Raw genomic sequence first — 23,305 nt, 5'->3', positions numbered from 1 at the left:
CCCATGTCGCGACCATGTGGGCAAAATACGGCAGCGTGGAATTTCGGTTTCGAATGCCGGAAATAAAAGCACAGGGTGTTGTCGCCGTGCAACGCTGCTTCAGGTTGTGGGCGCCGGCGGACATTTCAGCCTCCGGCCCCCGTTCCGCTCTTGGCCGAAGCAAATAGGGCAACGGCGTTGGTTATGCTCTGGGTCGCCTTGTTGCGCCAATCGGCGCTGAGCAATTGCGCTTCGTCCTTGGCGTTCGACAGATAGCCGAGTTCGACCAGCACGGATGGAACGTCCGGCGCTTTCAGCACCTTGAAGCCGGCAGAACGCTGCGGGTTGTTGATCAGACCGACGCTGGTGGAAAGCTGTCCGACGAGAGTATGGGCGAAGCTCATCGAAAAATTATGCGTCTCGCGGCGGATCAGGTCGATCAGGATATCGGTCACTTCCTTGCTGTCGTCCTTGATCTCCATGCCGGCGAACTGGTCGGAAAGATTTTCACGGTCGGCAAGCGCCTGCGCCTCGGGATCGGAAGCCTTGTCGGACACGGTGTAGACCGTTGCGCCGCGAATGCCCTTGAGGCTGATCGTGTCGGCATGGATCGAGATGAGCAGGTCGGCCTCATGCTGGCGGGCAATGCGCACGCGGTCGTCGAGCCGCAGGAACACGTCGGTCTCACGTGTCAGGAACACGTCGTATTTGCCGCCGGCGGCGAGCTTGTCGCGCAGTTCCATGGCGAAGGCGAGCGTCACGTTCTTCTCGACCGTCCCGTTCAGGCCCTCGGCGCCGCCGTCGATGCCGCCATGGCCGGGATCGATGACGACGGTGAAACGATGGCCCGGATTGGAGACCGGCCCGGTACCGACCCTGCCGGCCTTGTCGGCGGAGACCGTCGAACCGGTGGTCAGCGCCTGATTGGCGAGCGCTGCGTCGAATTCCCGCTGCGAGGCCGCCGACATGTCGATGGCGATGCGGTAGCCGTTGCCGTCATCGTTCTTGAGCACGTCGAGATTGTCGACGGCGAACGGTCCCTTGCCGGTGAGAATCAGCCGCGATTTCCCCTCGCCGAGTCCGCCGTAACGCACGGCGCGGACAAGCCCGCGCGGCTTCATATCCTTGGCATTGAGGGCGAATCTCGTGGCCGGGAGATCGATGACCAGGCGATTGGGGCCGCGCAGCAGGAACCATTTGATGTCGGGCTCGCGGTCGAAATTGATGACGATACGCATCTTGGTGGCATCGCCGGCCATCTTGTAGCTTATGGCACCGAGCGGTGCGTCGGCAGCACGCGAAAGCGGCGAAAAGACCAGGCAAGCCAGGATCAGCGGCAGCAGGCAGGCGGTGCGGAAGAACCAGCCTCCATGATGACGGCCCTTGTCTGCGAAGCCTGCCAGTCCCATCTTTCTACCAATCGCTCCCGTTGGCGTCATGCCCGATCGCTTGTCGAAGTGCCCTATTGCTTGTCAAAGTGCTGGCAGGCCGCGAACTCGATTAACGATTGGTATCCAGAGAAGGTTAACCAAGCCTTTTCATGGAAGGCTTGGAACCGGGGCTTCCGCTGCGGAACGGCTTTTTGCCGGCATCGGGAATCGGGGTTGCCTTCCAACCCGCCAAATCATAAAAGCGATGGTGGATCACTGCAATCCTGGAACCGTCCTCCTCCGCAGCTTCCTGCTACAGGTCAGACGCAAGACGGCTCCTTTCGCTTCAGGCGAAGAAGGCATCGGTGATCGCGACGATTTTCGCAGGCGTGCTCCCGTGGCGGGGGAATCGCCTGCGTGAGCAAAACGGCCGGGATTGTCCCGTGCCGGCTCTGTATGAGCAAACAAGCTGGTCCGGTTTTTTCCGGGCTTTGGTTCAAAAGGTTCTGCTGGTGACGATGGCTTCAAGCGCAATCATGGAAAGGTCCGCAACAAACCGCGCCACTACGGCTGCGGGCGGCACCGCCATGGCGCTCAGGCAGCGGCCGGCGGACGTTCAATTGTCCGGCACCCATGTTCCAGGTCCACGGCAGCGGGCAGTGTCCTGCAAGCTGCGGCCGACGGCTGCCGGGAGGAAACGAAATAATGCCCAACAAAATGCTGATAGACGCCTCCCACCCGGAGGAAACACGCGTTGTCGTCGTTCGCGGTAACCGTATTGAAGAATTCGACTTTGAATCCCAGGACAAGAAGCAGCTCAAAGGAAACATCTATCTCGCCCGCGTAACGCGCGTCGAACCTTCCCTCCAGGCAGCCTTTGTCGAATATGGCGGCAACCGTCACGGTTTCCTCGCCTTCAGTGAAATACATCCCGACTACTACCAGATTCCGGTCGCCGACCGTCAGGCGCTGCTGCGTGCGGAAGCACAGGAAGCCCAGGACGAAGAGGACGAGGAAGCCGAAGGCGAGGACCGCCAGAGCCGCGACCGTGGCAAGCGCGGACGCCGGCGCGGCGGCAAGAGCCGCGACCGCGGCGAGCACAGGCGCGAGGCAGGCGCGGCCGACGGTGAGAATGGCGAGAACGGCGAAGATGCCGTCGCAGAAAAGCTGGATGCCGTTGCCGACAACACCACGTCCGACACTGCCGGACAGAGCGAGGATGCCGCTGGACAGATTGAAGAAGTCGCGCATAGCGGCGAGACCGAGCCTTCCGAAGGCGGATCGAGTTCCATCGCTGCCAGCGTCGATGCCGACGTAATCTCCGAAGCCGTCCCACAAGTCGAGACAAGCGGGGCCGAGACAAGCGGCGAAGCGACGTCCGAAGACAATGATCGCGGCATGCTGGAGGAGGTGCAATCCTCGCATCCGGACGATCACGAGATCGAATCGGTCGGCGCTGAAGACGCGCTCGAAGAAGTGCGCAACCGCCGCAAGCCGGTGCGCCGCCAGTACAAGATTCAGGAAGTGATCAAGCGCCGGCAGATCCTGCTGGTACAGGTCGTCAAGGAAGAGCGCGGCAACAAGGGTGCAGCGCTGACCACCTACCTGTCGCTGGCCGGCCGCTATTCGGTGCTGATGCCGAACACGGCACGCGGCGGCGGTATTTCGCGCAAGATCACCAATGCGCAGGACCGCAAGCGGCTGAAGGAAGTGGTCGCCGATCTCGAAGTGCCGCAAGGCATGGGTGTCATCCTGCGTACGGCCGGCGAAAGCCGCACCAAGGCAGAGATCAAGCGCGACTACGAATATTTGATGCGACTTTGGGAAAATGTTCGCAATCTGACGCTGCAATCGACGGCCCCTGCCCTGGTCTATGAGGAAGGCAGCCTGATCAAGCGCTCGGTGCGCGACCTCTACAACAAGGATATCGACGAGATCCTGGTTTCCGGCGAAGAAGGCTACCGTGAAGCCAAGGACTTCATGCGCATGCTGATGCCGAGCCACGCCAAGGTGGTTCAGCCGTTCCGCGACACGACGCCAATCTTTGTGCGCAACGGCATCGAAGCGCAGCTCGACCGCATGCTGCAGCCGCAGGTGACGCTGAAGAGCGGCGGCTACATCATCATCAACCAGACGGAAGCGCTGGTCGCCATCGACGTCAATTCGGGCCGTTCCACCAAGGAGCACTCGATCGAGGACACCGCACTTCACACCAATCTGGAAGCCGCCGAGGAAGTCGCCCGGCAATTGAGGCTGCGCGATCTCGCCGGCCTCATCGTCATCGACTTCATCGATATGGAGGAGAACCGCAACAACCGCTCCGTCGAGAAGCGGCTGAAGGATCACCTCAAGAACGATCGTGCCCGCATCCAGGTCGGCCGCATCTCGCATTTCGGCCTGATGGAGATGTCGCGCCAGCGCATCCGTGCCAGCGTGCTGGAATCGACCATGAAGCCTTGCCCGCATTGCGGCGGCACCGGCCATGTGCGCTCCGATTCGTCGGTCGCGCTGATGGTGGTGCGGGCAATCGAGGAATTCCTGCTCAAGGATTCGCGCAGCCACATCACGGTGCGGACGCCGGCGGCGACCGCGCTCTATGTGCTCAATCACAAGCGCGGCACGCTGGTGGAATTCGAGCACCGCTTCGGCGTGACCATCACCATCGAAGCCGATGACGCGGTCGGTGCACAACACTATGCCATCTTCCGCGGCGCGCTGGCCGAAAAGCCGGAAGGCTTTGTCGAGGCGCGCACGTTCCCGGCCTATGTCGAGCCGGAAGAACCCGAGGACGAGATCGTCATCGAAGAGGAAGACGAGGCACCGGTGCAGGCCGAGCAGCCACGCCCTGCCCAGCAGCCGCAGCAGCCAAGGTCCGGCGAGGACGGCGAAGGCCGCGATCGCAAGCGCCGCAAGCGCCGCAGACGGCGCGGCGGCAAGGATCGTGAACACGGGGATCGTGAACACGGGGAACGTGAACACGCCGATCGCGAGCATGGCGCTGCTGTGGAAGGTGCTTCCGTTTCGGCGCCGATAGACGATGCCTTCGTAGCCGCCGGCGATCAAGGCGCCGAAGCGGAACGTGAAACGCCGGCCGGTGTTGCCGAAACGGCGGAAGCGGCGGACGACGGTCACGGCAAGAAGCGCCGGCGCGGCAAGCGCGGCGGCAAGCGCAATCGCCGTGAGGACGGCGAGGACGGCTTGGAAGCTGCCCCCGGCGAGCCCACCGCCACGACGGAAGGTGCCGTGTCGGAAGCAGAGCCCGTAATCGGCGAGCCGGAAGGTGCGCCGCCGGCCGAAGAGCTTGCGGTGCTTGCTCCGGCGAACGACGACATGCCGAGCGCCGAAAAGCCGAAGAAGCCGCGCCGTGCCGCCAAGCCGAAGAAGGTTGCGGCGGAAGCAGTTGCCGAGATTGCGGGCGCCGAGACATCGGCTGCCGAGGCCGCCTCCGTGGCTTCCGGCGAGACCGCTGCGCCGGCTTCGCAGGAGACCGAAGCGGCGGCTGCCGAGGAAACGCCGAAGGTCCGGCCGTCGCGGCGCAAGCCCGTACCGGTGGATGCTCCGGTCGTGCCGGTCGTCTCCTCGATCGTCCCGGACGAGGCAAAGACCGACGAGGCAAAGACCGAGGAAGCAAAGGCCGAGGACAAGCCGAAGCGTGCCGGCTGGTGGCAACGGAAGGGCTTTTTCTAAGCCTTCCGTGCATTAGCCAGACTTTCTGATTAAAAAAATCCCGCGCTGCCGATCGGCTGCGCGGGATTTTTTTGCCCCAATTCAGGCGACAGGCACCAGAGCGGAATGCATTCAAATTGAATGGGGCATTCCGCTCTAACTGTTTGTTTTGCCGCATTTGTGCGGACGCCAAATGATTCCATTTGGCTGCAAAATGCTTATGGCGCGAAGATCGACCAGTTCATCGTCTTCGCCAATTTTTCCAGCGCGATCGACCCCAGCCTCGAATTGCCATTGGCATTGAGGCCAGGGGACCAGACGGCAAGCGAGGTGACGCCCGGCACGATCCCCAATATGCCGCCGCCAACGCCGCTCTTGCCGGGAATGCCGACGCGGAAAGCGAAGTCGCCGGAGCCGTCATAGTGGCCGCAGGTCAGCATCATCGCGCCGATGCGGCGGGCGCGCTCTGCCGAGACGACGGAATGCCCGGTCGCCGGGTTCTTGCCGCCATTGGCAAGGAAGCGGCCGGCCAGGGCCAGTTGCCGGCAGCTCATGGCGATAGCGCAATGGTGGAAATAGACGCCCAGCGCCAGCTCCGGCGCGTGATTGAGATTACCGAACGATTTCATGTAATTGGCAAGTGCGAAATTGCGAAAGCCGGTGGCGCGTTCGGACGCCGCGACCTCGCGGTCGATGATGATGGTGTCGTCATCGGCCAGGAACTGGATGAAGCGCAGGATCTCGCCGATCGCCTCGCGCGGCTGATGGCCGGCAAGCAGGATGTCCGAGACCACGATGGCGCCGGCATTGATGAATGGATTGCGCGGAATGCCGTTCTCGTGCTCGAGCTGGACGATCGAGTTGAACGGATTGCCCGAAGGTTCGCGCCCAACCCGCTGCCACAGCGCGTCGCCGACATTGCCGAGCGCCAGCGTCAGCGTGAACACCTTTGAGATGCTCTGGATCGAAAACGCCTCGTCGGCATCGCCCGCGGTCAGCACGCGGCCGTCATTGGTCACCGCGGCAATGCCGAATTTTTTCGGGTCGATCTTGCCGAGCTGGGGAATATAGCTGGCGACGTCGCCGCGATCGGTACGCTCCGCCATTTCGGCAGCGACCTCGCGCAACGCATGTTCGAGTTGGGGCGCCTGATCAAACTCCGGCATCGTCGCACCCGCTACTTCAGCCAGCGTTCGATACGCGCCATCGCCTCGACCATGTCGTCGTGGCTGCCGGCATAGGAAAAGCGCATCGTACGATGGCCTTGCAGCGGGTCGAAATCGCGGCCCGGCGTCGCAGCCACATGCGCCTCGGCAAGCATCCGGCGCGCAAACGCCATGCTGTCATTGGTGTGCCTGGTGACGTCGCAGAAGGCGTAGAACGCGCCGTCCATCGGCGCGGCCAAAGCAAAGCCGAGCTCCGGCAGGCGTTGCATCAGGAGCTCGCGGTTCCAGGCATAGCGCGCCTTCACCGCTTCCAGCTCTGGCGTCGCCTTGAATGCCTCGATCGCGGCAATCTGAGACAGTTCGGGCGGCGAGATGTAGAGGCTCTGGGCGATGCGCTCGACTGGCCGCACCAGTTCCTGCGGCAGCACCATCCAGCCGATGCGCCAGCCGGTCATGCAATAATATTTCGAGAAGGAATTGATCACCGTCACATCCGCGCCGAAAGCAAGCGCCGTCGTGTCGGGCGCCGCATAGGCCAGCCGGTGGTAGATTTCGTCCGAGATGACGGCGATGCCGAGCTCTTGCGCCGTCTCGACCAGCGCCTCGAGATCGCCGGCGGGAATGACCGCGCCGGTCGGGTTGGCCGGGCTGGCGAACAGCACGCCCTTCAGCGGTTTTTCGCGATGCGCGGCTTGCAGGTGCTCGGCATGCAGATAGGCGGCGCCGTCCAACTCGATCTCGGCGACGTCGATGCCGAGCGCGGCCATGATGTTGCGATAGGCAGGATAGCCGGGCGCAGCGATGGCGACGCGGTCGCCTGGATCGAACATTGCCAGGAAAGCGAGGTTGAAGGCAGCCGACGATCCGGTGGTGACGGCTATCCGCTCGGGCGAAACGTCAAGCCCGTAGTGCTCGCCATAATGCGCCGCGATCGCCTTGCGCAGGCCGGCGAGGCCCAGCGCGTCGGTATAGCCGATGCGGCCTGCTTTCAAGGCATTGGCCGCCGCTTCGCGAACCCCGGCCGGCGCCGGATCGGAAGGCTGGCCGACGGCCATGGAAACGACCGGCAGGCCCTTGGCTTTCAGCCGATTCGCCTCGGCCAGGATGTCCATGGCATGGAACGGTTCGACCGCGCCGCGGCGCGAAAGCGAAACAACCATTTTTCAATCCACCACACTTGTCCGCACGTGCCGGCCATGCTGGCCGCGCCGCACAAATGCCCGATTGGTGTGGGGATCACAAGTTCGGTAAGTTTAGGCTGCCGACTTTTCATCCTTCGCCCACTCGTCTACCAGTGGACCTGCCATGTTGAGCCGACCCAAATCGACGATCGCCAGGACAGCGCGCGCCCTCGCGACGCTTTCGCTTGCCGCGGTGGTCGCCATGGCCGGCTCGGTCAATGCTTTTGCGCAGAATGTGCCGGTTGTGCGCGATGCCGAGATCGAGGCGCTGGTGCGCGATTACGCGCGGCCGATCTTCAAGGCGGCGGGCTTGTCGGGCGACGCCATCAACATCGTGCTGGTCAACGACCAGAGCTTCAACGCCTTTGTTGCCGGCCGCCGCCTGTTCATCAACACCGGCGCGCTGATGACGGCCGAAACGCCCAACGAGATCATTGGCGTCATTGCCCACGAGGCCGGCCATATCGCCGGCGGACACCAGCAGAAATTGCGAGAACAGCTCGAGCGCGCCAAGACGATGGCGATCCTGGCGACGCTGCTTGGCGCCGGCGCCATGGTGGCCGGCGCCACCAGCAACAGCCGCGGTCTCGCCGGCGCCGGCATGGGCGTGGTGGCCGGCGGCGGCGAGATGGCGCAACGCAGTATCCTCGCTTATCAGCGCACCGAAGAGATGACCGCCGACCGTTCGGCGATCACCTATCTCAATGCAACCGGCCAGTCCGGCATGGGCATGCTGAAGACGTTTGGCCGCTTCCAGAACGCATTGTCGCTCTCGGGCGCGCAAGTCGATCCCTACAGGATCAGCCATCCGATGCCGCAGGAGCGTATCGCCAATCTCGAAGTGCTGGTGAAGCAGAGCCCTTACGTCGACAAGGTCGACCCGCCGGCACTGCAGCAGCGCCACGACATGATGCGCATCAAGATCGCCGCCTACATGCAGGGCCAGGCGGCGGCGTCGCGATTGATGCGCAAGAACCCCGGCAGCCTCGCCTCACGCTATGGCGACGCGCAGATGACCTATCTTTTCGGCAATCTGGCGTCGGCGCTCACCAAGACCAACGCGTTGATCAAGGAACAGCCGAAAAATCCCTATTTCCAGGAATTACGCGGCGACATCCTGATGAAGGCGAACCGGCCGAAGGATGCGGCGGACGCCTATGCCAAGTCGGTCAGCCTCGATCCGGCGCGATCGGGGCTGCTGCCGGTCTCTTACGGCCAGGCGCTGATGGCGATCGGCACGCAGGATTCGCTGAAGAAGGCGGTGGCGCAGATCAACACCGGCCTCGGACGGGATCGCGAAAACGCCGCCGGATACCGCTATCTGGCACAGGCTTACGGGGAACTCGGCAACATCCCGGCCGCCGAGCTTGCAACCGCCGAAGGGCATTTCTATTCCGGCGACTACAAGAATGCGAAAATCTTCGCCATGCGGGCGCAGCAGAGCATGAAGCGGGGCGAGCCGGGCTGGCTTCGCGCGCAGGACATTATAAACTACGCACCATCAGGTAAGAAGAAGTGAACCTTTCGGACGCAGGCTGCGACACAGCCAAAGCGAGCGGACCGGAACACGGGCAAGAGGATCGAGGATCATGACCAAGGCAATTCTGCTGGGCACTACCGGAGTGGCAGCGGCTCTCGCCATGCTGGCATTCGGCTTCGTCGCCGGCAATCCGCAGACGGCGAAGGCCGGCACGGCGCAGCTTGCCCAGACGGCGTCCTCGGGTACCAAGCTCGACCGCACCGAAGTCGAAGGCATCGTCCGCGACTATCTCCTGAAGAACCCGGAAGTGCTTCTGGAGGCACAGCAGGCACTCGAGGCCAAGCAGAAGGAAGAACAGCGCGTCGCCAGTCTCGGCGTCATCAAAGACGCCAAGGACCAGATCTTCAATTCCTCCTTTGACGGTGTTGTCGGCAATCCGAACGGCAAGGTCACCATCGTCGAATTCTATGATTATAATTGCGGCTACTGCAAACGCGCCATCGACGACATGCGCGCGCTGACCAAGGCCGATCCGGACCTGCGCTTCGTACTCAAGGAGTTCCCGATCCTCGGCCCGGATTCGCAGAAGGCGAGCGTCGTCTCGATGGCCTTCCATTTGATGAAGCCGGAGAAATACGGCGAATTCCACAATGCGCTGCTCGGCGGCCAGGGGCGCGCCACCGAGGCGGCGGCAATCAAGGTGGCGCTGTCGCTCGGCGCCGACGAGGCGGCGCTGCGCGAAAAGATGAAGGACCCGAGCATCACCGAGGCCTTCTCCAAGACCTATGACCTCGCCACCAAGCTCGCCATCACCGGAACGCCGTCCTATGTCGTCGGCAACGAGGTGGTGTTCGGCGCGCTTGGCCAGGAAGTGCTGGCCGAAAAGATCGAGGCGGCGAAGGCCGCGCTCTGATCAGCATTCGGGTTTCGATTAGGCTGCGGGTTTCCGGCACGGGCCGTTTTCCGGCTGTTGTGGACGGCGAAAGAACGCACTTGCGCTCTTTTCGCCAGCGTCTATGCCCATTATAGAGGGTCCGGCGCGCCGGCTTAGCCGCGCCGGGAAAGGTCGGCATATTTTGAAAACGGTTTTCGTCCTGAACGGCCCCAATCTCAACGCGCTCGGCAAGCGCGAGCCGGGCATCTATGGCGGCAAGACGCTTGCCGCGATCGCCGACGACTGCAAGCAGGCAGGTGCCGCACTTGGGCTGGAGATCGATTTCCGCCAATCGAACCATGAGGGCGACCTCGTCGACTGGATCCAGGAGGCCGCCGACAAGGCCGCCGCGATCGTCATTAATCCGGGCGCCTACGGCCATACCTCGATCGCCATTCACGATGCCATCCGCGCTGTCGCGCCGCTGCCGGTCGCTGAGGTGCATCTCTCCAACATCCACGCGCGGGAACCATTCCGCCACGTCTCCACGGTCGCGCCGGTCGCCGTCGGCATGATCTGCGGGTTCGGGCCGCTCGGCTACACGCTGGCGCTGCAGGCGCTGGCTGCACGCCTATGACCGGCCAACAAACAGAAGGCTCGAAAATGTCGATAAAGAAGAACGGTGTTGACCAGCAGCTGATCCGCGATCTGGCGGGCATACTGAACGACACCAACCTGACCGAGATCGAGGTCGAGCTGGGCGATCTGAAGGTGCGCGTCTCGCGGCAGGCCCCGGCCGTCCATGCCGTCGCCACAGCTCAGCCGGCCTATGCTCCGGCAGCCGCGCAGCCTGCGGCAGCGGCCGCGCCGGCGACGCCCGACGTGTCGAAGAACGCCGTTGCCTCGCCGATGGTCGGCACCGCCTATCTGGCACCGTCGCCCGACGCCAGGCCGTTCATCGAAATCGGCCAGAAGGTCAAGGAAGGCCAGACGCTGCTGATCATCGAAGCAATGAAGACGATGAACCAGATACCCTCGCCGCGCGCCGGCACGGTGACGGCGATCCTGTTTGAAGATGCGCAGCCGGTCGAATATGGCATGCCGCTCGTCGTGATCGAGTAGAGCCGGGAACAGGCGAAAGATGTTCCAGAAAATCCTCATCGCCAATCGCGGCGAAATCGCCCTCAGGGTGCTGCGCGCCTGCAAGGAGCTCGGCATCCAGACGGTGGTGGTGCATTCGACCGCCGACGCCGACGCCATGCATGTGCGTCTCGCCGACGAGAGCGTCTGCATCGGCCCGCCGCCGTCGCGCGACAGCTATCTCAACATCCACCAGATCGTCGCCGCCTGCGAGATCACCGGCGCCGACGCGGTGCATCCCGGCTACGGTTTTCTGTCGGAGAACGCCAAGTTCGCCGACATCCTCGCCGCGCACAACATCACCTTCATCGGCCCGACCGGCGACCATATCCGCATCATGGGTGACAAGATCGAGGCCAAGCGTACCGCAAAACGCCTCGGCATTCCCGTGGTGCCCGGCTCCGACGGCGCGGTCACCGAGGACAAGGAAGCCAAGCGCATTGCCGCCGCGATCGGCTACCCCGTGATCATCAAGGCGTCGGCCGGCGGCGGCGGGCGCGGCATGAAAGTGGCGCGTAGCGAGGCCGATCTCGAGGTGGCGCTGCAGACGGCACGCTCGGAGGCGGGTGCGGCCTTCGGCGACGACGCAGTCTATATCGAGAAATATCTGCAGAAGCCGCGCCATATCGAAGTGCAGGTGTTCGGCGACGGCGCCGGGCGCGGCGTGCATTTCGGCGAGCGCGACTGCTCGCTGCAGCGCCGCCACCAGAAGGTCTGGGAAGAAGCGCCCTCGCCGGCGCTCAATGCCGAAGAGCGCGCGCATATTGGCGGCGTCTGCGCCAGGGCGATCGCCGATCTCGGCTATTCCGGCGCCGGCACCATCGAATTCCTCTATGAGGACGGCGAGTTCTATTTCATAGAGATGAACACGCGCCTGCAGGTCGAACATCCGGTGACCGAGGCGATTACCGGCATCGACCTCGTGCACGAGCAGATCCGCGTCGCCTCGGGCGGCGGACTTTCGGTGCGCCAGGAGGACATCCGCTTCCACGGCCATGCCATCGAATGCCGCATCAATGCCGAGGATCCGCGCACCTTCACCCCCTCGCCGGGCACCATCACCCATTTCCACACGCCGGGCGGCCTCGGCATCCGTGTCGATTCCGGCGTCTATTCCGGCTACAAGATCCCGCCCTACTACGACAGCCTGATCGGCAAGCTGATCGTGCATGGCCGCAACCGCGTCGAATGCATGATGCGACTGCGGCGCGCGCTCGACGAATTCGTCGTCGACGGCATCAAGACGACGCTGCCACTGTTTCGCGACCTCGTTGGCAACGCCGACATCGCTAATGGCGACTACGATATCCACTGGCTGGAAAAATACCTGGCCGAAGGCGAGTGACACAGGGGCGAAGCGATGACCCGTCCCTACGCACCCGGTTATCGCATCCCGACCGACCTGTTGCTCAAAGCCTATGCCTCCGGCGTCTTCCCGATGGCCGAAAGCGCCAATGACCCCGAAGTATTCTGGGTGCGACCGGAGACGCGCGGCATCATTCCGCTCGACGGGTTCCACATACCGAAAAGCCTGAGAAAGACGATCCGCAAGAACCTGTTCGAGTTCCGCATCGATTTCGACTTCGAGGCGACGATCGAGGCCTGCGCCGAAAGGCGCGAGGAACGGCGGTCGACCTGGATCAACGCGCCGATCCGCGAAGCCTATATCGAGCTGCATCGGATGGGCCATTGCCATTCGGTCGAGGCCTGGCACAACGACCGATTGGTCGGGGGGCTCTACGGCGTATCGCTCGGCCGCGTGTTCTTCGGCGAGAGCATGTTCGCCAGGGAGACCGACGCGTCAAAGGCCTGCCTGGTTCACCTCGTCGAACGCCTGAAGGCGCGTGGCTTTGCACTGCTCGATACGCAGTTCACCACCGAGCATCTCAAACGCTTCGGTGCAATCGACGTGCCGCGCGGCAAGTACGAGAAGATGCTGGCCGAGGCGCTGAAGGGCGAGGCCGTGTTTTTTCCATAAACTGGTATGGTTCATCGTTTCACAGAAACACAATTCCGGACGGAAAGCCGTTCACACTTTCCCGGAATTGCTCTTGCGGCCGGTCAGCCTTTTGCTGCCGTCACCAGCGGCGTCTGTGCGTGGAACATCATCTTCCAGCCATTGACGCGATGGACATAGCCGGTGCTGACCAGCGCCGCATAGGCTTCGCCATCTTGCCGCGTCGCACGCGCCTCGTAGGTCAGCATGACGATGTCGCTGCCCGGCTCGATGATGCCCTTGAGATCGATGTCGAGATCGCGCCAGCGGTTCGGGTCCGTGGCAGTTGCGGCCAGATCGGTATTGCTCATCACCCGCGCCATCTGCGGGAAGGCCACCAGGCATTCGGTATCGGCATTGGCCTTGAAATAGTCGGCGCCGCCGCTCCAGAATCCCCTTTCGATGTCGAGAAGTTCGTTCTTGTTGGCCATCATCATGGCAACCTCCTCCGTAGAGAGGCACCAACGCTCGGGCAACACGGCGGTTCCGCAAGAGGCGGTATCCGCCGCGCGCTGACAGATTCTAGTTGGTTTTGGGGGCGGCGGGTGCTGGCACGTCGGACTTCTGCTTGCAGCCCTTCAGCCAGATATCATAGACGGCATGCTCGACGGCGTTGATCCCGGGGCTTTCGGCAAACATCCAGCCGGTGAAGATACGGCGTATTTTCCGGTCGAGCGTGATCTCGTCGACCTCGACGAACGAATCCGTCTTCGGCTCTTCGTTTTCGGGCCGCGAATAGCAGATGCGCGGCGTCACCTGCAAAGCGCCGAACTGCACCGTCTCGTCGATGTAGACATCGAAGGTGATGATACGGCCGGTGATCTTGTCGATGCCGGCGAATTCAGCGACGGGATTGGTGATGCGCTCGGATACTGCGGGTGCTGCAGGCGCCACCGACGCGTCCGGCGCAGGCGGCGCCAATTCCTGCGCAGTAGCAAGCGCCACCATAGAAGCGAGAACGACCCCGGTTAATCCGCCCGTCAAAATTCGGCTGAACATGCTCATGCAAGGTCCGGTGGTTTGCGCCCGGGTGATTCTCTTAACGCCAAGGCTAGTTGCTGCTGTCGGATCAGCAAACAGCTAAACAGCAATTGTGGCGACAAAGGACCGCCCTCGTGGGGACCGCCCTCGTGGGGACCGCCCCCGTGGGGACCGCGCGCGTGTCGCGGCGATCGATCACGAACCAGGCGTCCAGGCGTCGTAGTCGCCCGTCACCTGCGGACGATGCTGGTTGGTCAGCACCGAGCCTTTCGGGCGATAGGCCGCGGGGCTGCCGGTGAGGTTCGGCACATGCGGCTTTTGCCAGTCGCGTGGCTTGTAGTCTTCGCTTGGCGGCGCAACGTCGACACGATGATGGATCCAGCCGTGCCAGCCGGGCGGGATCGCCGAGGCTTCCGAATAGTTGCGGTAGATGACCCAGCGACGGGTGCGGCCTTCCGAATCGACGCCGCCCTCATAGTAGACGTTGCCGACCTCGTCCTGCCCGACCTTCTTGCCGTGCCGCCAGGTGTGGAAGCGCGTTCCCAATGTCTGGCTATTCCACCAGGTGAAAAACTGCAGAAGGAAAGTTTTCATCCAAATCCTCGTGGCAAGTCCTTGAAGCAAGTCCTCGCGGCGGCTGCGGCGCCTGTTCCTGCTTATGGCGTCACGGCATTGCGAAGGCAAGCGTCTTGCCGCAACCGAGGAGCAAATGGGTGGCGGGAAGCGAAACGATCATGTCATTTTCGCGGCCGCCCGAAGCACATGAAATGGGTTGTTGGCAACCTTACGCAGCGTTATTCTAGGAGTTGAAGCTTCGTTGCCTCAAGGACGGCAAATGAGAGGGGCTCATGTCATCGCTGGCGGGCACGGCCGGTCGCGCGTTGCCGCAGGTCGTTGAGGCGATCTACGATTCGATTGCCGACGTCGACCGCTGGCAGGCGACACTCGAGGCCATCTGCAACCTGGCGGAAGGCCAGCTTGCCATGCTCGCCGTCATCGACACGATCAGCAGCTCCGCGCGGTTTTCGGTGTCTTGCGGCGATCCCGCAGTTCTTGAGCCGTTGAAGCATGACTACGGCTCGCAAGTGCCTTTCTATGCGGCGGTTCCCAAGATGGAGATCGACGTGCCGTTCACCGTCGATTCGATCTACGCCCTGCAAGGCCCGGATACGCGACAGAGATGGCTCGAAAGCCGCATCGTGCGCGAATGGGTGCAACCCAACCGCCTGGACGATTTCTTCTGGGTGGCGTTGATGAAGCGGCCGACCCGGATCGGCACGTTGATGGTGGTTACCGACAAGGACAGGCGCCAGATTTCCCGCGAGGATATCGAGCTTGTCTGCCTGTTGGCACCGCATGTGCGGCGCGCGGTGACCATCGGCGACCTGTTCGAGGCCGAGCGGCGCAAGGCCGAAATCTTCCGCTCCATCATCGAAAGCCTCGACCATCCGGTGCTGATCGTCGCCGAAGACATGACCATCATCTTCGCCAATCCATCAGCCGAAGCGCTGCTCGCCGAAAACATTTCGGTTGCTTGTGTGCGCGGCCAGCTTTCCTTCACCTATGCCAATGCCAATGCCGCGATCGGCCGCGCCGTCCAGCTCGGCACGCGCGACGAATTCGCGCTCGGACCTTGCGGCATCAACATTCCCCTGGCCAAGACGGCCGTTCCGGCGGTGGCCCATGTGATGCCGCTGGCGCGGCGTGAGATCTCGGCGCGCATCTCGCAGCGCGCCGCTGCAGCGATCTTCATCGCGGCGGCCGGTTCGGCACCAATCCCGGCGCTGGACGCCATTGCGGCGCTGTTCGGATTGACCGCGGCAGAAAGGCGCGTCGCCGGTCACGTTGCCGCCGGCCTGACGCGAAAGGAAATCGCCGCGGCCGGCGGCGTCTCGGACGGCACCGTCAAGTCGCAGCTGGCGACGATCTTCGACAAGACCGGTACAGGCGATCAGCGCGAGCTCGAACTGTTGATGCGCGAATTGTCGCCACCCTTGCGCTTACCCTTGCGCTCCAGGTGATTTTGCTCAGGTTCCCCGGACCGGCAGCGGTCCAGAAGACTCGGCCGGCAAGTTTTTCAAGCCCTTGAGACCATCGTCCGCAAAATCTGCGAAACGAAACCGGCATCGTTGCAATTCGGCCAAAATCATGGTGCGGTCGTTCGCGGTCCAGAAACGCGGCACTATGCTCGGCTGGAATGAAAATGGTTTCTGGCGCGGATCTCGATCTTTGACACCGACATCTACCGAGCGGCTGCTCCCCTACCTCTTTCTGCTTGGGCTGATCGTAATCGCGGTCGCTTTCCGGCCACTGCTGCCCGTCGACGAAACGCGATATCTCAGCGTCACCTGGGAAATGTATCTGAGCGGACAGATCTTCGTCCCGACGATGAATTTCGCGCCCTATCTGCAGAAGCCGCCACTGCTGTTTTGGCTTATCGACCTTGTCTGGAATATTTTCGGCGCCAGCCGGCCGACGGCGATGCTGGTCATCTTCGCCGCCTCCTCGCTCGTCATCTGGCTGACGACGGCGTTGGCAAAGACCCTGTTTCCGGGCCGCGACGACATCGCGCGGCGCATCCCCTGGCTGGTTGCCGGAAGCAGCGTGTTCGTCATCTATTCGACGCTGATCCTGTTCGACCTGTTGCTGACGGTCTTTGTGCTCGCCGCGCTGTTGTCTTTGATTGCCTTTGCCCGCAGCGGCAACCGCTGGCAGGCCGTTCTGGCCGGGCTGTTCATCGGCATGGGCGTGCTGACGAAAGGCCCGGTGGTGCTGATCCATATCGGCGCGCCCATCCTGTTCTACCCGTTCTGGCGCGACGGGCGGGCGGGACTGACGACACCGAACTTCCTCGCTGGAGTGGGCCTGGCCCTGCTCGCCGCACTAATTCCGGTGGCGATCTGGCTGGTGCCGGCGACCATCCTGACAAAAGGCAATTTCGTTTATGATCTCGTCTGGAACCAGTCGGCGGGGCGCGTCACCGGCAATTTGCGCAATTCGCACGGCCGGCCGTTCTATTTCTATCTGCTGCTGCTGCCGGTCATGTTCATACCGTGGATCTTCATACCCGAGGTGTGGCGGTTGAAGCTGCGCACGCGGATACGCAGCCTGATCGACGCGAAGTCGCCGGATCTGCGCGCCTTGCGCCTGCTGTCATTCTCGTTCGTTGCCGTGTTTCTGGTGTTCAGCGCGATATCCGGCAAGCAGCCTCATTATGTCGTGCCGATGTTGCCGTTCGTGGTCATCCTGTTCGGCTATTTCATGGCGGAGATCCCGCTCGCCAGGCTGAAGAGCTCGGCCATCGTCATGCTTGTCATTTTCGGCATCGGCCACGCGGTGGCATCGGCAACCGCGTTCAAACGCTATGATCTGACGCCGCTCGCCAACTTCATCAACGAGCGAAAGGATGCGGACTGGGCCGTGGCTTTCGACTATCAAGGCGAAGTCGGCTTCCTGGCCCGGTTGCAAAAGCCATTCGAAATCACCGACAAACCGGAAGAATGGCTTGGCTCGCATCCCAGCGGCTATGTCATCGACAAGGTTTCCAAGGATCCCGGCACTGCAGGGCAAATCGCGTTCCGGCTTCGCGTCGAACGCGGCTATCTCGTCGTGCTGAAGGGACAGCATTGACGATCGTCACCGGTATGCGAGTTCGTCCCCCGCGCGGGAGATGAAGGCGTTGCTGCTTCGTGGTTCCATCGCTCGATAGAACCGGGAGGTATTCATGCGCAAGCTCATCTCGACGACGCTTTTTGCCTTATCGCTCGCTGTGGCCGGCCTTGCCGCCGATCCGGCATGGAGCTTCAAATGTCAGTCCGGAACGATTGGGCAAGGCAGTTGCTCCTGCTCCGGGACGGCCGACTGCACCGATATGCGGCATTCCAAAATGTGCAAGGGCGACCTGAACTGCGGTTCGGGCAAATGCTCCTGCACGGCCGCATTGGTAGTCGACCCCGGCCCGAAAACCCCCAAGCCCAAGGTCGTCGCGCCGAAGGCGACAACCAAAGGCGTCGTGAAGCAGTAGATATCCAATCCGAAAGGACGGCGGCTCGACGTCGCTGGGCCGACCCGATGTTTCGCGGTTCATCCCCCGTGCGGGCGATGAACCGCCATCGAACAAATGCTGCTGTCTAGCCGGAGGGTGGTTTCCAACGACAGAGCGAGGATACCATGTTGAAAACCTGCACGATGCTGTTCTTCTGCCTGATGGCGGCCACCGCGGCCGCCCAGCCGCCGCCTTCGGGGCCGCCGGTTCCCAGTGCGGCACTTGCCCCATGCAACGCCACACAATCGAACAGGCCCTGCAAAGCCGAACTCGGCGTGTTCCTGATCACCAACACCGTCCGCAACCTGGCGCAAGCCAAGGTCGACGCCACCAACGCACAGCTGGCCGCCCAGGGACGATCGTCACGCGCATCGATCGAATCGCTGAAGCAATGGCGGCCGTCGCGCTTTGCGACGCAGATGCTGAACCAGCCGAACAGCTGGTTTGTCAAAGTTCCTTACATCCTGACCATCAAAGTCTCGATCCCGGTGACCTCCGACCGCCACATCGGCATTCCCATAGACGTCAACGTCTTCTGCAGCGGCTGGCAGACCGATTCCAGCCAGGTCATCATCCGCTCGCAACCCGGCCCGGCGAGCTTCGAGGGCGGCAACATCCTCGAAGACGTTTTCAACGTCGGCAATTACATCGACGCCCAGGTACGCAGCTCGTTTTCGGCACCCCTGCCGGTGACGACGCCGGTTCCAAATTCGAAATGCTCGGCAATAGACGGCTCCGATACCGGCACGCAGGCCACCGGCGATGATCTCATCTTCTGGACGGTGCCGCGGCGCAACCTGGTGGTGACGGACGCCATAGCCAAGCCGACGGTTGAAGTGACCTTCGACAGCCTCACACGCCTGCCAGCCCGCGACTTCCACAACAATGTCGTCTATGCGGAATCCGAGGCCATAAACCTCAACGTCTATGCCAATGAGGATGGCCGTCAGAAGGCGCTGACGATGCGCGAAGGCGACGTGGTTGCGCTGAACCTTCCCGCAGTACGGCTCGACGCGCGAAAATACGATTCGCTGGTCGTCATCGGCAATGTCGACCAGCCGCCGAACGACCCCAGAGACAGCGCCTTCGCGGTAGCGGCCAAGACTGCGGGATTCGGTCCCGGTTCCAAGATCATACAGATCCCGAAGTGGTATTCGAGGCCGCCGGACCAGTTCAATCCCAAACCTACATGGGTCAGAGTTCCGGGCTACGAGCTGCACTATACGGTACGCTATCTCAACAGCGGCGGGCTGGCCGTCGATGGTGGAACCAGTACGGTCCGGCCTCCAAAAGTCGCCGTTCCGATAAAGACGCTCATCAAGCCGAAAACGCCCTGACGCGGCCGCTCTCGGATGACGGCGGCGGTTCAGACCGCTGCCGCCTTCCCCCGCGCGGCAGATGCGGCAGCGCCGGCATCATGGCCTGATCTTGCCGGGACAAACGCGCCGCTGCGCCACGAGCGAGCGGCGCCATCGATGGAGACAAACGATGCTGCACCTTCCTCACACCATGCCCGCCGTCAGGATCATTGCGGCAATCTCGCTGCTTGCCTTCCCGAACTTCCTGCCGCCGGTCACCAGCCCGGCGAACGCGCTGCCGGTCAGCCAATCCTGCCGGATCACCACGTATTATAAGACTGCGGCAAAGGCGACGGAGGTTGGCGTGCGCTCGACGTGCCAGGGCGTCAAAAAATGGGGCGTCACCTCGAAATATTACGAGGTGGAAAAAATCGAAGCCGCCACGCCGCCGCACACGTCGGGCGGCGGCGGCAGCCTGCCGTGCGAGTTTCTCGCTGCCGGCTGCTCCAACCTGCCCGAGAAACGCAACTGAACGTCAGGCGAACGAGCTAGCCGATCGCCTTCTCCAAAACCAGCGCCGGCAAGCCCGAGGCGCCGCCGCAATCGGCCGTGTTGCCGGCGGGCAAGAACCCTCGCGAGCGGTAAAAGGCGATGGCGGGAGCATTTGCTTCCTCGACCTCGACGCGCAGCGTCCGGGCCTCCGGAAAGCTTGCCTCGATCTCGTCCAGCAGCGCCTGGCCGATGCCTTGCCTCTGCCAGGCCGGATGGACGTAAAGCTGGTTCAGCATGACGATCCTGGCATCCGTGGTGGCGGCCGCGAAAGCCATGCCGCCGATGCTTTTGCCGTCGTCGGCGAGCAGGAACTCCGAGTTGGGCCGCGTCAGCCGTGCCTTGAGCGCGGCGATCGAATGCCATTCATCGGTGATTTCGGTAACCCGCGCCGCGCCGTAGATGGCGTCATAGGTGGCAGCATGCCACGTCTCGATCAGCAATGCGCGCACCGCCGCCAGATCGCGCTCGCCGGCAGTGCGGACGAACATCCTACTCGATCCCGAGCCTGGCCTTGACCAGCTCGTTGACCGCCTGCGGATTGGCCTTGCCGCCAGTCGCCTTCATCACCTGGCCGACGAACCAGCCGGCCATCGTCGGCTTGGCGCGCGCCTGTTCGACCTTGTCCGGGTTGGCCGCGATCACCTCGTCCACCGCCTTTTCGATGGCGCCGGTATCGGTGACCTGCTTCATGCCGCGGCTTTCGACCAGCTGACGCGGATCGCCGCCCTCGTTCCAGACGATCTCGAACAGATCCTTGGCGATCTTGCCGGAGATGGTGCCTTCCTTGATCAGGTCGATGACCGCGCCGAGCTGATCGGGTGAAACCGGAGCATTTTCAATACTCTTGCCGGCTCTGTTCAACGCACCCAGCAAATCGTTGATGACCCAGTTGGCGGCAAGCTTGCCATCGCGACCAGCGGCCACCTTCTCGAAATAGTCGGCGACCGCCTTTTCCGATACCAGGATCGAGGCGTCGTAAGTCGACAGGCCGAGCGAAGCGATCAGCCGCGCCTTTTTGGCATCGGGAAGTTCCGGCAGGTCCTTTGCCAACTCGTCGACATAGGCCTGGTCGAATTCCAGCGGCAGAAGATCGGGATCGGGGAAATAGCGGTAGTCATGCGCTTCTTCCTTGGAGCGCATCGAGCGCGTCTCACCCTTATTGGGGTCGAACAGCCGCGTTTCCTGCTCGATCCTGCCGCCGTCCTCGAGGATGGCAATCTGCCGGCGCGCTTCGTAGTCGATGGCCTGGCCGATGAAACGGATCGAGTTGACGTTCTTGATCTCGCAGCGCGTGCCGAATTCGCCGCCGGGCCGCCGCACCGAGACGTTGACGTCTGCGCGCAGCGAGCCTTCGTCCATATTGCCGTCGCACGTGCCGAGATAGCGCACGATGGTGCGCAGCTTGGTGACATAGGCCTTGGCTTCATCGGCGGAGCGCATATCCGGCTTGGAGACGATCTCCATCAGCGCCACGCCGGAGCGGTTGAGATCGACATAGGACATCGTCGCATGCTGGTCGTGCATCGACTTGCCGGCGTCCTGCTCCAGGTGCAGGCGCTCGATGCCGACCTCGATGTCCTCGAATTCGCCCTGCCGGTCCGGGCCGACCGAGACGATCACCTTGCCCTCGCCGACGATCGGCTGCTTGAACTGCGAGATCTGGTAGCCCTGCGGCAGGTCGGGATAGAAATAGTTTTTCCTGTCGAAAACCGATTTGTGGTTGATCTCGGCCTTCAGGCCCAGCCCGGTGCGGATCGCCTGCTTGACGCATTCCTCGTTGATGACCGGCAGCATGCCGGGCATCGCCGCATCGACCAGGCTGACATTGGCGTTGGGCACGGCGCCGAAAATGGTCGAGGCGCCGGAAAACAGCTTTGCCTGCGAGGTCACCTGCGCGTGGACCTCGAGGCCGATGATGATCTCCCAGTCGCCGGTGGCGCCGGGAACCAGGCGCTTGGCGTCGGGCGTGCGGATATCGATGATGCTCATAAGGGCCTGCATATTGAAATTGCGGATATGCGAGAACGCATATTTTGATGTGCAACTTCGCTAGTGCAAACCGCCAAAAGAGACAAGCGCAAAGCCGCAGGCGCCGACGCGGCACAGGCCCGCACCTGCCGCGATGGACTGCTATAGCGGCTTGAAAAAAGTTCAATGGCCGGCAACCCGGCCGCCGTCACCTATGCCGTGGCGATATAGGCCCTGATCTCCTCGGCCTCGCGCTCGACATCCTCGATGCGGCGCTTGACCACGTCGCCGATCGACACGATGCCGTCAAGCAGCCCGTTCTTTTCCACCGGCAGATGGCGGAAGCGGCCCTTGGTCATGATCTCCATGACCTCGTTGACGGTGTGGTTCTCATTGCAGATCTTCACCTTGGGCGTCATCGCCGAGCGGATGGCAAGGTCGAGCGCCGCCGCCCCCTCCTTGGCGAGAACCCGCACCACATCGCGCTCGGAAAGAATGCCGACGATCTTGTGATCGCCGTTGGTGATGACCAGCGCGCCGATCCTGTGTTCGGAAAGCATGCGGATGGCTTCGCTGAGCTTTTCGTTCGGCCCGAGCGTCACCACGTCGTGGCCTTTTGCCTCGAGAATTGCCTTAACAGTCATGGCGTCCTCCTCTGCATTTCCTGCCGGCTCCTGCCCTGGCCGGCTTTCCCTGGGATGAACATCGTGCGCCGCGATCGGTTGCATTTCAAGTGCGGCGGTCTCAGGTCTCCGGCTCGTCCGCCTGCCGGGGCACCTGCTCTCGCCGATCAAAAAACCGCAGGCCGAAGAAGCCGGCAAGAAAACCGCCAATATGGGCTTCCCAGGCGATCTGGCCGTCAATGCCAGGCGCCAGGCCGAAGAGGCCGGTCGCCAGGTTGATCACCATCCACATGGCGAGAAAGGTGATGACGCCGCGCGAGCGCAGCACCGCCGCCATCGGCAAAGGCTGGCCGGCGAAGGCGGCCTTGCCCGACGATCGGTCGATGCGGAAGCCGTAGCGTGCCGCCGCGCCCATCATGCCGGAAATCGCGCCGGAGGCGCCGACCAGCGGCGCCTCGCCAAGCGGGTGCATGGCCCAGAACAGCGCCACCGCCGCCAGTCCGGTCGCGGCGAAGAACAGGCTGAAGCGCAGCGCGCCGAAGCGGTTGGCCAACGGTGAGCCGAAGGCCGCGAGCCACACCATGTTGATGGCAAGATGGGCAAAGCCGCCATGCAGGAAGGCATAGGTAAAAGGGCTCGAAAACGCGAAGAAATCCAGATCGAAGCGGCCGGAATAGCGGATCGGGACAAAGGCGGCCCGGACAAGCAGTTCGAAGTCCTGGTCGTCGGTCAGCCAATAGACCCGGATCAGATGGACCGCGACACAGATGCCGATCACCGCCAGCACCACGGGCGGCAGGTTGAACACCGGCTCGCGGCGCTGCTCCGGTTCGCGGGCGGCAGGCCCGCTCTCGCCCTGCTCGATCTCCGGTGGGCTTTCTGGGTCGCTCATATGGCTTGCACTCAGTCGCTGGATTGGACTTGGCGAGCATGTAGATCACGGCCAACCGAATCACAAACGGCGAATCAGCAGCCCCGAATCAAAA

At 62.7% G+C, this 23,305-nt stretch carries 22 protein-coding genes; 12 read left to right on the top strand and 10 right to left on the bottom strand.

Annotated features, from left to right (window positions below; translation table 11 throughout):
- Positions 1-125 precede the first annotated feature (125 nt).
- A complete protein-coding gene (locus NKI58_RS24255; RefSeq protein ID WP_352593831.1) occupies positions 126-1,388 on the bottom strand; it encodes an N-acetylmuramoyl-L-alanine amidase in 1,263 nt (420 codons plus the stop codon).
- 666 nt (positions 1,389-2,054) lie between these two features.
- Between NKI58_RS24255 and NKI58_RS24250 the strand changes: the two genes are divergently transcribed.
- Complete coding sequence (locus NKI58_RS24250) at positions 2,055-5,036, top strand: Rne/Rng family ribonuclease (RefSeq protein ID WP_352787398.1); 2,982 nt, start codon at positions 2,055-2,057, stop codon at positions 5,034-5,036.
- A 197-nt stretch (positions 5,037-5,233) separates the two neighbouring features.
- Here NKI58_RS24250 and NKI58_RS24245 read toward each other — a convergent pair whose 3' ends face one another.
- Both NKI58_RS24245 and NKI58_RS24240 read right to left on the bottom strand, forming a co-directional pair.
- Complete coding sequence (locus tag NKI58_RS24245) at positions 5,234-6,181, bottom strand: glutaminase (protein ID WP_352593829.1); 948 nt, start codon at positions 6,179-6,181, stop codon at positions 5,234-5,236.
- Between the two features lie 11 nt (positions 6,182-6,192).
- Positions 6,193-7,341: a pyridoxal phosphate-dependent aminotransferase gene (locus NKI58_RS24240; RefSeq protein ID WP_352699919.1), complete on the bottom strand. Its 1,149-nt coding sequence runs from the start codon at positions 7,339-7,341 to the stop codon at positions 6,193-6,195.
- 145 nt (positions 7,342-7,486) lie between these two features.
- On the opposite strand from NKI58_RS24240, the gene NKI58_RS24235 reads away from it, so the two are divergent.
- The 6 genes from NKI58_RS24235 to aat all read left to right on the top strand — a co-directional run bounded on the left by NKI58_RS24235 (position 7,487) and on the right by aat (position 12,834).
- Positions 7,487-8,881 carry a M48 family metalloprotease gene (locus tag NKI58_RS24235; protein WP_352472763.1) on the top strand — a complete coding sequence of 465 codons (1,395 nt, stop codon included), beginning with the start codon at positions 7,487-7,489 and terminating at the stop codon, positions 8,879-8,881.
- A gap of 70 nt (positions 8,882-8,951) precedes the next feature.
- A complete protein-coding gene (locus tag NKI58_RS24230; protein ID WP_023674825.1) occupies positions 8,952-9,755 on the top strand; it encodes a DsbA family protein in 804 nt (267 codons plus the stop codon).
- Between the two features lie 163 nt (positions 9,756-9,918).
- Positions 9,919-10,353: a type II 3-dehydroquinate dehydratase gene (gene aroQ / locus NKI58_RS24225; RefSeq protein WP_352755278.1), complete on the top strand. Its 435-nt coding sequence runs from the start codon at positions 9,919-9,921 to the stop codon at positions 10,351-10,353.
- A 26-nt stretch (positions 10,354-10,379) separates the two neighbouring features.
- Complete coding sequence (gene accB, locus NKI58_RS24220) at positions 10,380-10,838, top strand: acetyl-CoA carboxylase biotin carboxyl carrier protein (RefSeq protein ID WP_023674823.1); 459 nt, start codon at positions 10,380-10,382, stop codon at positions 10,836-10,838.
- A gap of 19 nt (positions 10,839-10,857) precedes the next feature.
- The gene (gene accC, locus NKI58_RS24215) at positions 10,858-12,201 is read left to right on the top strand and encodes an acetyl-CoA carboxylase biotin carboxylase subunit (protein ID WP_023674822.1); all 1,344 of its coding nucleotides are present in this window, start codon (positions 10,858-10,860) and stop codon (positions 12,199-12,201) included.
- Between the two features lie 15 nt (positions 12,202-12,216).
- Entirely contained in the window at positions 12,217-12,834 is a 618-nt protein-coding gene (gene aat / locus NKI58_RS24210) for a leucyl/phenylalanyl-tRNA--protein transferase (protein WP_023674821.1), read from the top strand.
- A gap of 83 nt (positions 12,835-12,917) precedes the next feature.
- Here aat and NKI58_RS24205 read toward each other — a convergent pair whose 3' ends face one another.
- The 3 genes from NKI58_RS24205 to NKI58_RS24195 form a co-directional block, all read right to left on the bottom strand.
- The gene (locus NKI58_RS24205) at positions 12,918-13,286 is read right to left on the bottom strand and encodes a hypothetical protein (protein ID WP_352458853.1); all 369 of its coding nucleotides are present in this window, start codon (positions 13,284-13,286) and stop codon (positions 12,918-12,920) included.
- A gap of 88 nt (positions 13,287-13,374) precedes the next feature.
- Complete coding sequence (locus NKI58_RS24200) at positions 13,375-13,857, bottom strand: DUF2155 domain-containing protein (RefSeq protein ID WP_352787388.1); 483 nt, start codon at positions 13,855-13,857, stop codon at positions 13,375-13,377.
- A gap of 171 nt (positions 13,858-14,028) precedes the next feature.
- Entirely contained in the window at positions 14,029-14,427 is a 399-nt protein-coding gene (locus NKI58_RS24195) for an NADH:ubiquinone oxidoreductase subunit NDUFA12 (protein WP_352458848.1), read from the bottom strand.
- Positions 14,428-14,681: 254 nt separating this feature from the next.
- Between NKI58_RS24195 and NKI58_RS24190 the strand changes: the two genes are divergently transcribed.
- The 5 genes from NKI58_RS24190 to NKI58_RS24170 all read left to right on the top strand — a co-directional run bounded on the left by NKI58_RS24190 (position 14,682) and on the right by NKI58_RS24170 (position 19,708).
- Positions 14,682-15,854 carry a helix-turn-helix transcriptional regulator gene (locus tag NKI58_RS24190; protein WP_352787383.1) on the top strand — a complete coding sequence of 391 codons (1,173 nt, stop codon included), beginning with the start codon at positions 14,682-14,684 and terminating at the stop codon, positions 15,852-15,854.
- Between the two features lie 208 nt (positions 15,855-16,062).
- Positions 16,063-17,463 (top strand): ArnT family glycosyltransferase, encoded by a 1,401-nt coding sequence (locus NKI58_RS24185; RefSeq protein ID WP_352787379.1) that lies wholly within the window; start codon positions 16,063-16,065, stop codon positions 17,461-17,463.
- A gap of 94 nt (positions 17,464-17,557) precedes the next feature.
- Complete coding sequence (locus NKI58_RS24180) at positions 17,558-17,857, top strand: hypothetical protein (protein ID WP_352646745.1); 300 nt, start codon at positions 17,558-17,560, stop codon at positions 17,855-17,857.
- A 149-nt stretch (positions 17,858-18,006) separates the two neighbouring features.
- Positions 18,007-19,215 (top strand): hypothetical protein, encoded by a 1,209-nt coding sequence (locus tag NKI58_RS24175; RefSeq protein ID WP_352787376.1) that lies wholly within the window; start codon positions 18,007-18,009, stop codon positions 19,213-19,215.
- 151 nt (positions 19,216-19,366) lie between these two features.
- Complete coding sequence (locus NKI58_RS24170; protein ID WP_352578246.1) at positions 19,367-19,708, top strand: hypothetical protein; 342 nt, start codon at positions 19,367-19,369, stop codon at positions 19,706-19,708.
- A gap of 16 nt (positions 19,709-19,724) precedes the next feature.
- Here the strand turns inward: NKI58_RS24170 and NKI58_RS24165 are convergent, their stop codons facing one another.
- The 4 genes from NKI58_RS24165 to NKI58_RS24150 form a co-directional block, all read right to left on the bottom strand.
- Positions 19,725-20,216 (bottom strand): GNAT family N-acetyltransferase, encoded by a 492-nt coding sequence (locus NKI58_RS24165; RefSeq protein ID WP_352787371.1) that lies wholly within the window; start codon positions 20,214-20,216, stop codon positions 19,725-19,727.
- Position 20,217: 1 nt separating this feature from the next.
- Positions 20,218-21,717, bottom strand: coding sequence for an Asp-tRNA(Asn)/Glu-tRNA(Gln) amidotransferase subunit GatB (gene gatB, locus NKI58_RS24160; protein ID WP_352787368.1), 1,500 nt, complete (start codon positions 21,715-21,717; stop codon positions 20,218-20,220).
- Between the two features lie 191 nt (positions 21,718-21,908).
- Positions 21,909-22,340, bottom strand: a complete 432-nt coding sequence (locus tag NKI58_RS24155; RefSeq protein ID WP_023717464.1) for a CBS domain-containing protein — start codon at positions 22,338-22,340, stop codon at positions 21,909-21,911.
- 100 nt (positions 22,341-22,440) lie between these two features.
- Positions 22,441-23,211, bottom strand: coding sequence for a rhomboid family intramembrane serine protease (locus NKI58_RS24150; RefSeq protein ID WP_352787365.1), 771 nt, complete (start codon positions 23,209-23,211; stop codon positions 22,441-22,443).
- Positions 23,212-23,305 lie beyond the last annotated feature (94 nt).

Source organism: Mesorhizobium sp. M0522, from assembly GCF_040321085.1.
Classification (GTDB): domain Bacteria; phylum Pseudomonadota; class Alphaproteobacteria; order Rhizobiales; family Rhizobiaceae; genus Mesorhizobium.
The sequence above is the reverse complement of the archived record's forward strand: the minus strand, read 5'-3'. Positions and strand labels throughout refer to the sequence as shown.

Bases quoted from the DNA above. Each gene is read 5' to 3' on its own strand.
- NKI58_RS24255 (WP_352593831.1), bottom strand. From the start codon at position 1,388: ATGGGACTGGCAGGCTTCGCAGACAAGGGCCGTCATCATGGAGGCTGG.
- NKI58_RS24250 (WP_352787398.1), top strand. From the start codon at position 2,055: ATGCCCAACAAAATGCTGATAGACGCCTCCCACCCGGAGGAAACACGC.
- NKI58_RS24245 (WP_352593829.1), bottom strand. From the start codon at position 6,181: ATGCCGGAGTTTGATCAGGCGCCCCAACTCGAACATGCGTTGCGCGAG.
- NKI58_RS24240 (WP_352699919.1), bottom strand. From the start codon at position 7,341: ATGGTTGTTTCGCTTTCGCGCCGCGGCGCGGTCGAACCGTTCCATGCC.
- NKI58_RS24235 (WP_352472763.1), top strand. From the start codon at position 7,487: ATGTTGAGCCGACCCAAATCGACGATCGCCAGGACAGCGCGCGCCCTC.
- NKI58_RS24230 (WP_023674825.1), top strand. From the start codon at position 8,952: ATGACCAAGGCAATTCTGCTGGGCACTACCGGAGTGGCAGCGGCTCTC.
- accB (WP_023674823.1), top strand. From the start codon at position 10,380: ATGTCGATAAAGAAGAACGGTGTTGACCAGCAGCTGATCCGCGATCTG.
- accC (WP_023674822.1), top strand. From the start codon at position 10,858: ATGTTCCAGAAAATCCTCATCGCCAATCGCGGCGAAATCGCCCTCAGG.
- aat (WP_023674821.1), top strand. From the start codon at position 12,217: ATGACCCGTCCCTACGCACCCGGTTATCGCATCCCGACCGACCTGTTG.
- NKI58_RS24205 (WP_352458853.1), bottom strand. From the start codon at position 13,286: ATGATGGCCAACAAGAACGAACTTCTCGACATCGAAAGGGGATTCTGG.
- NKI58_RS24200 (WP_352787388.1), bottom strand. From the start codon at position 13,857: ATGAGCATGTTCAGCCGAATTTTGACGGGCGGATTAACCGGGGTCGTT.
- NKI58_RS24195 (WP_352458848.1), bottom strand. From the start codon at position 14,427: ATGAAAACTTTCCTTCTGCAGTTTTTCACCTGGTGGAATAGCCAGACA.
- NKI58_RS24190 (WP_352787383.1), top strand. From the start codon at position 14,682: ATGTCATCGCTGGCGGGCACGGCCGGTCGCGCGTTGCCGCAGGTCGTT.
- NKI58_RS24180 (WP_352646745.1), top strand. From the start codon at position 17,558: ATGCGCAAGCTCATCTCGACGACGCTTTTTGCCTTATCGCTCGCTGTG.
- NKI58_RS24170 (WP_352578246.1), top strand. From the start codon at position 19,367: ATGCTGCACCTTCCTCACACCATGCCCGCCGTCAGGATCATTGCGGCA.
- NKI58_RS24165 (WP_352787371.1), bottom strand. From the start codon at position 20,216: ATGTTCGTCCGCACTGCCGGCGAGCGCGATCTGGCGGCGGTGCGCGCA.
- gatB (WP_352787368.1), bottom strand. From the start codon at position 21,717: ATGAGCATCATCGATATCCGCACGCCCGACGCCAAGCGCCTGGTTCCC.
- NKI58_RS24155 (WP_023717464.1), bottom strand. From the start codon at position 22,340: ATGACTGTTAAGGCAATTCTCGAGGCAAAAGGCCACGACGTGGTGACG.
- NKI58_RS24150 (WP_352787365.1), bottom strand. From the start codon at position 23,211: ATGAGCGACCCAGAAAGCCCACCGGAGATCGAGCAGGGCGAGAGCGGG.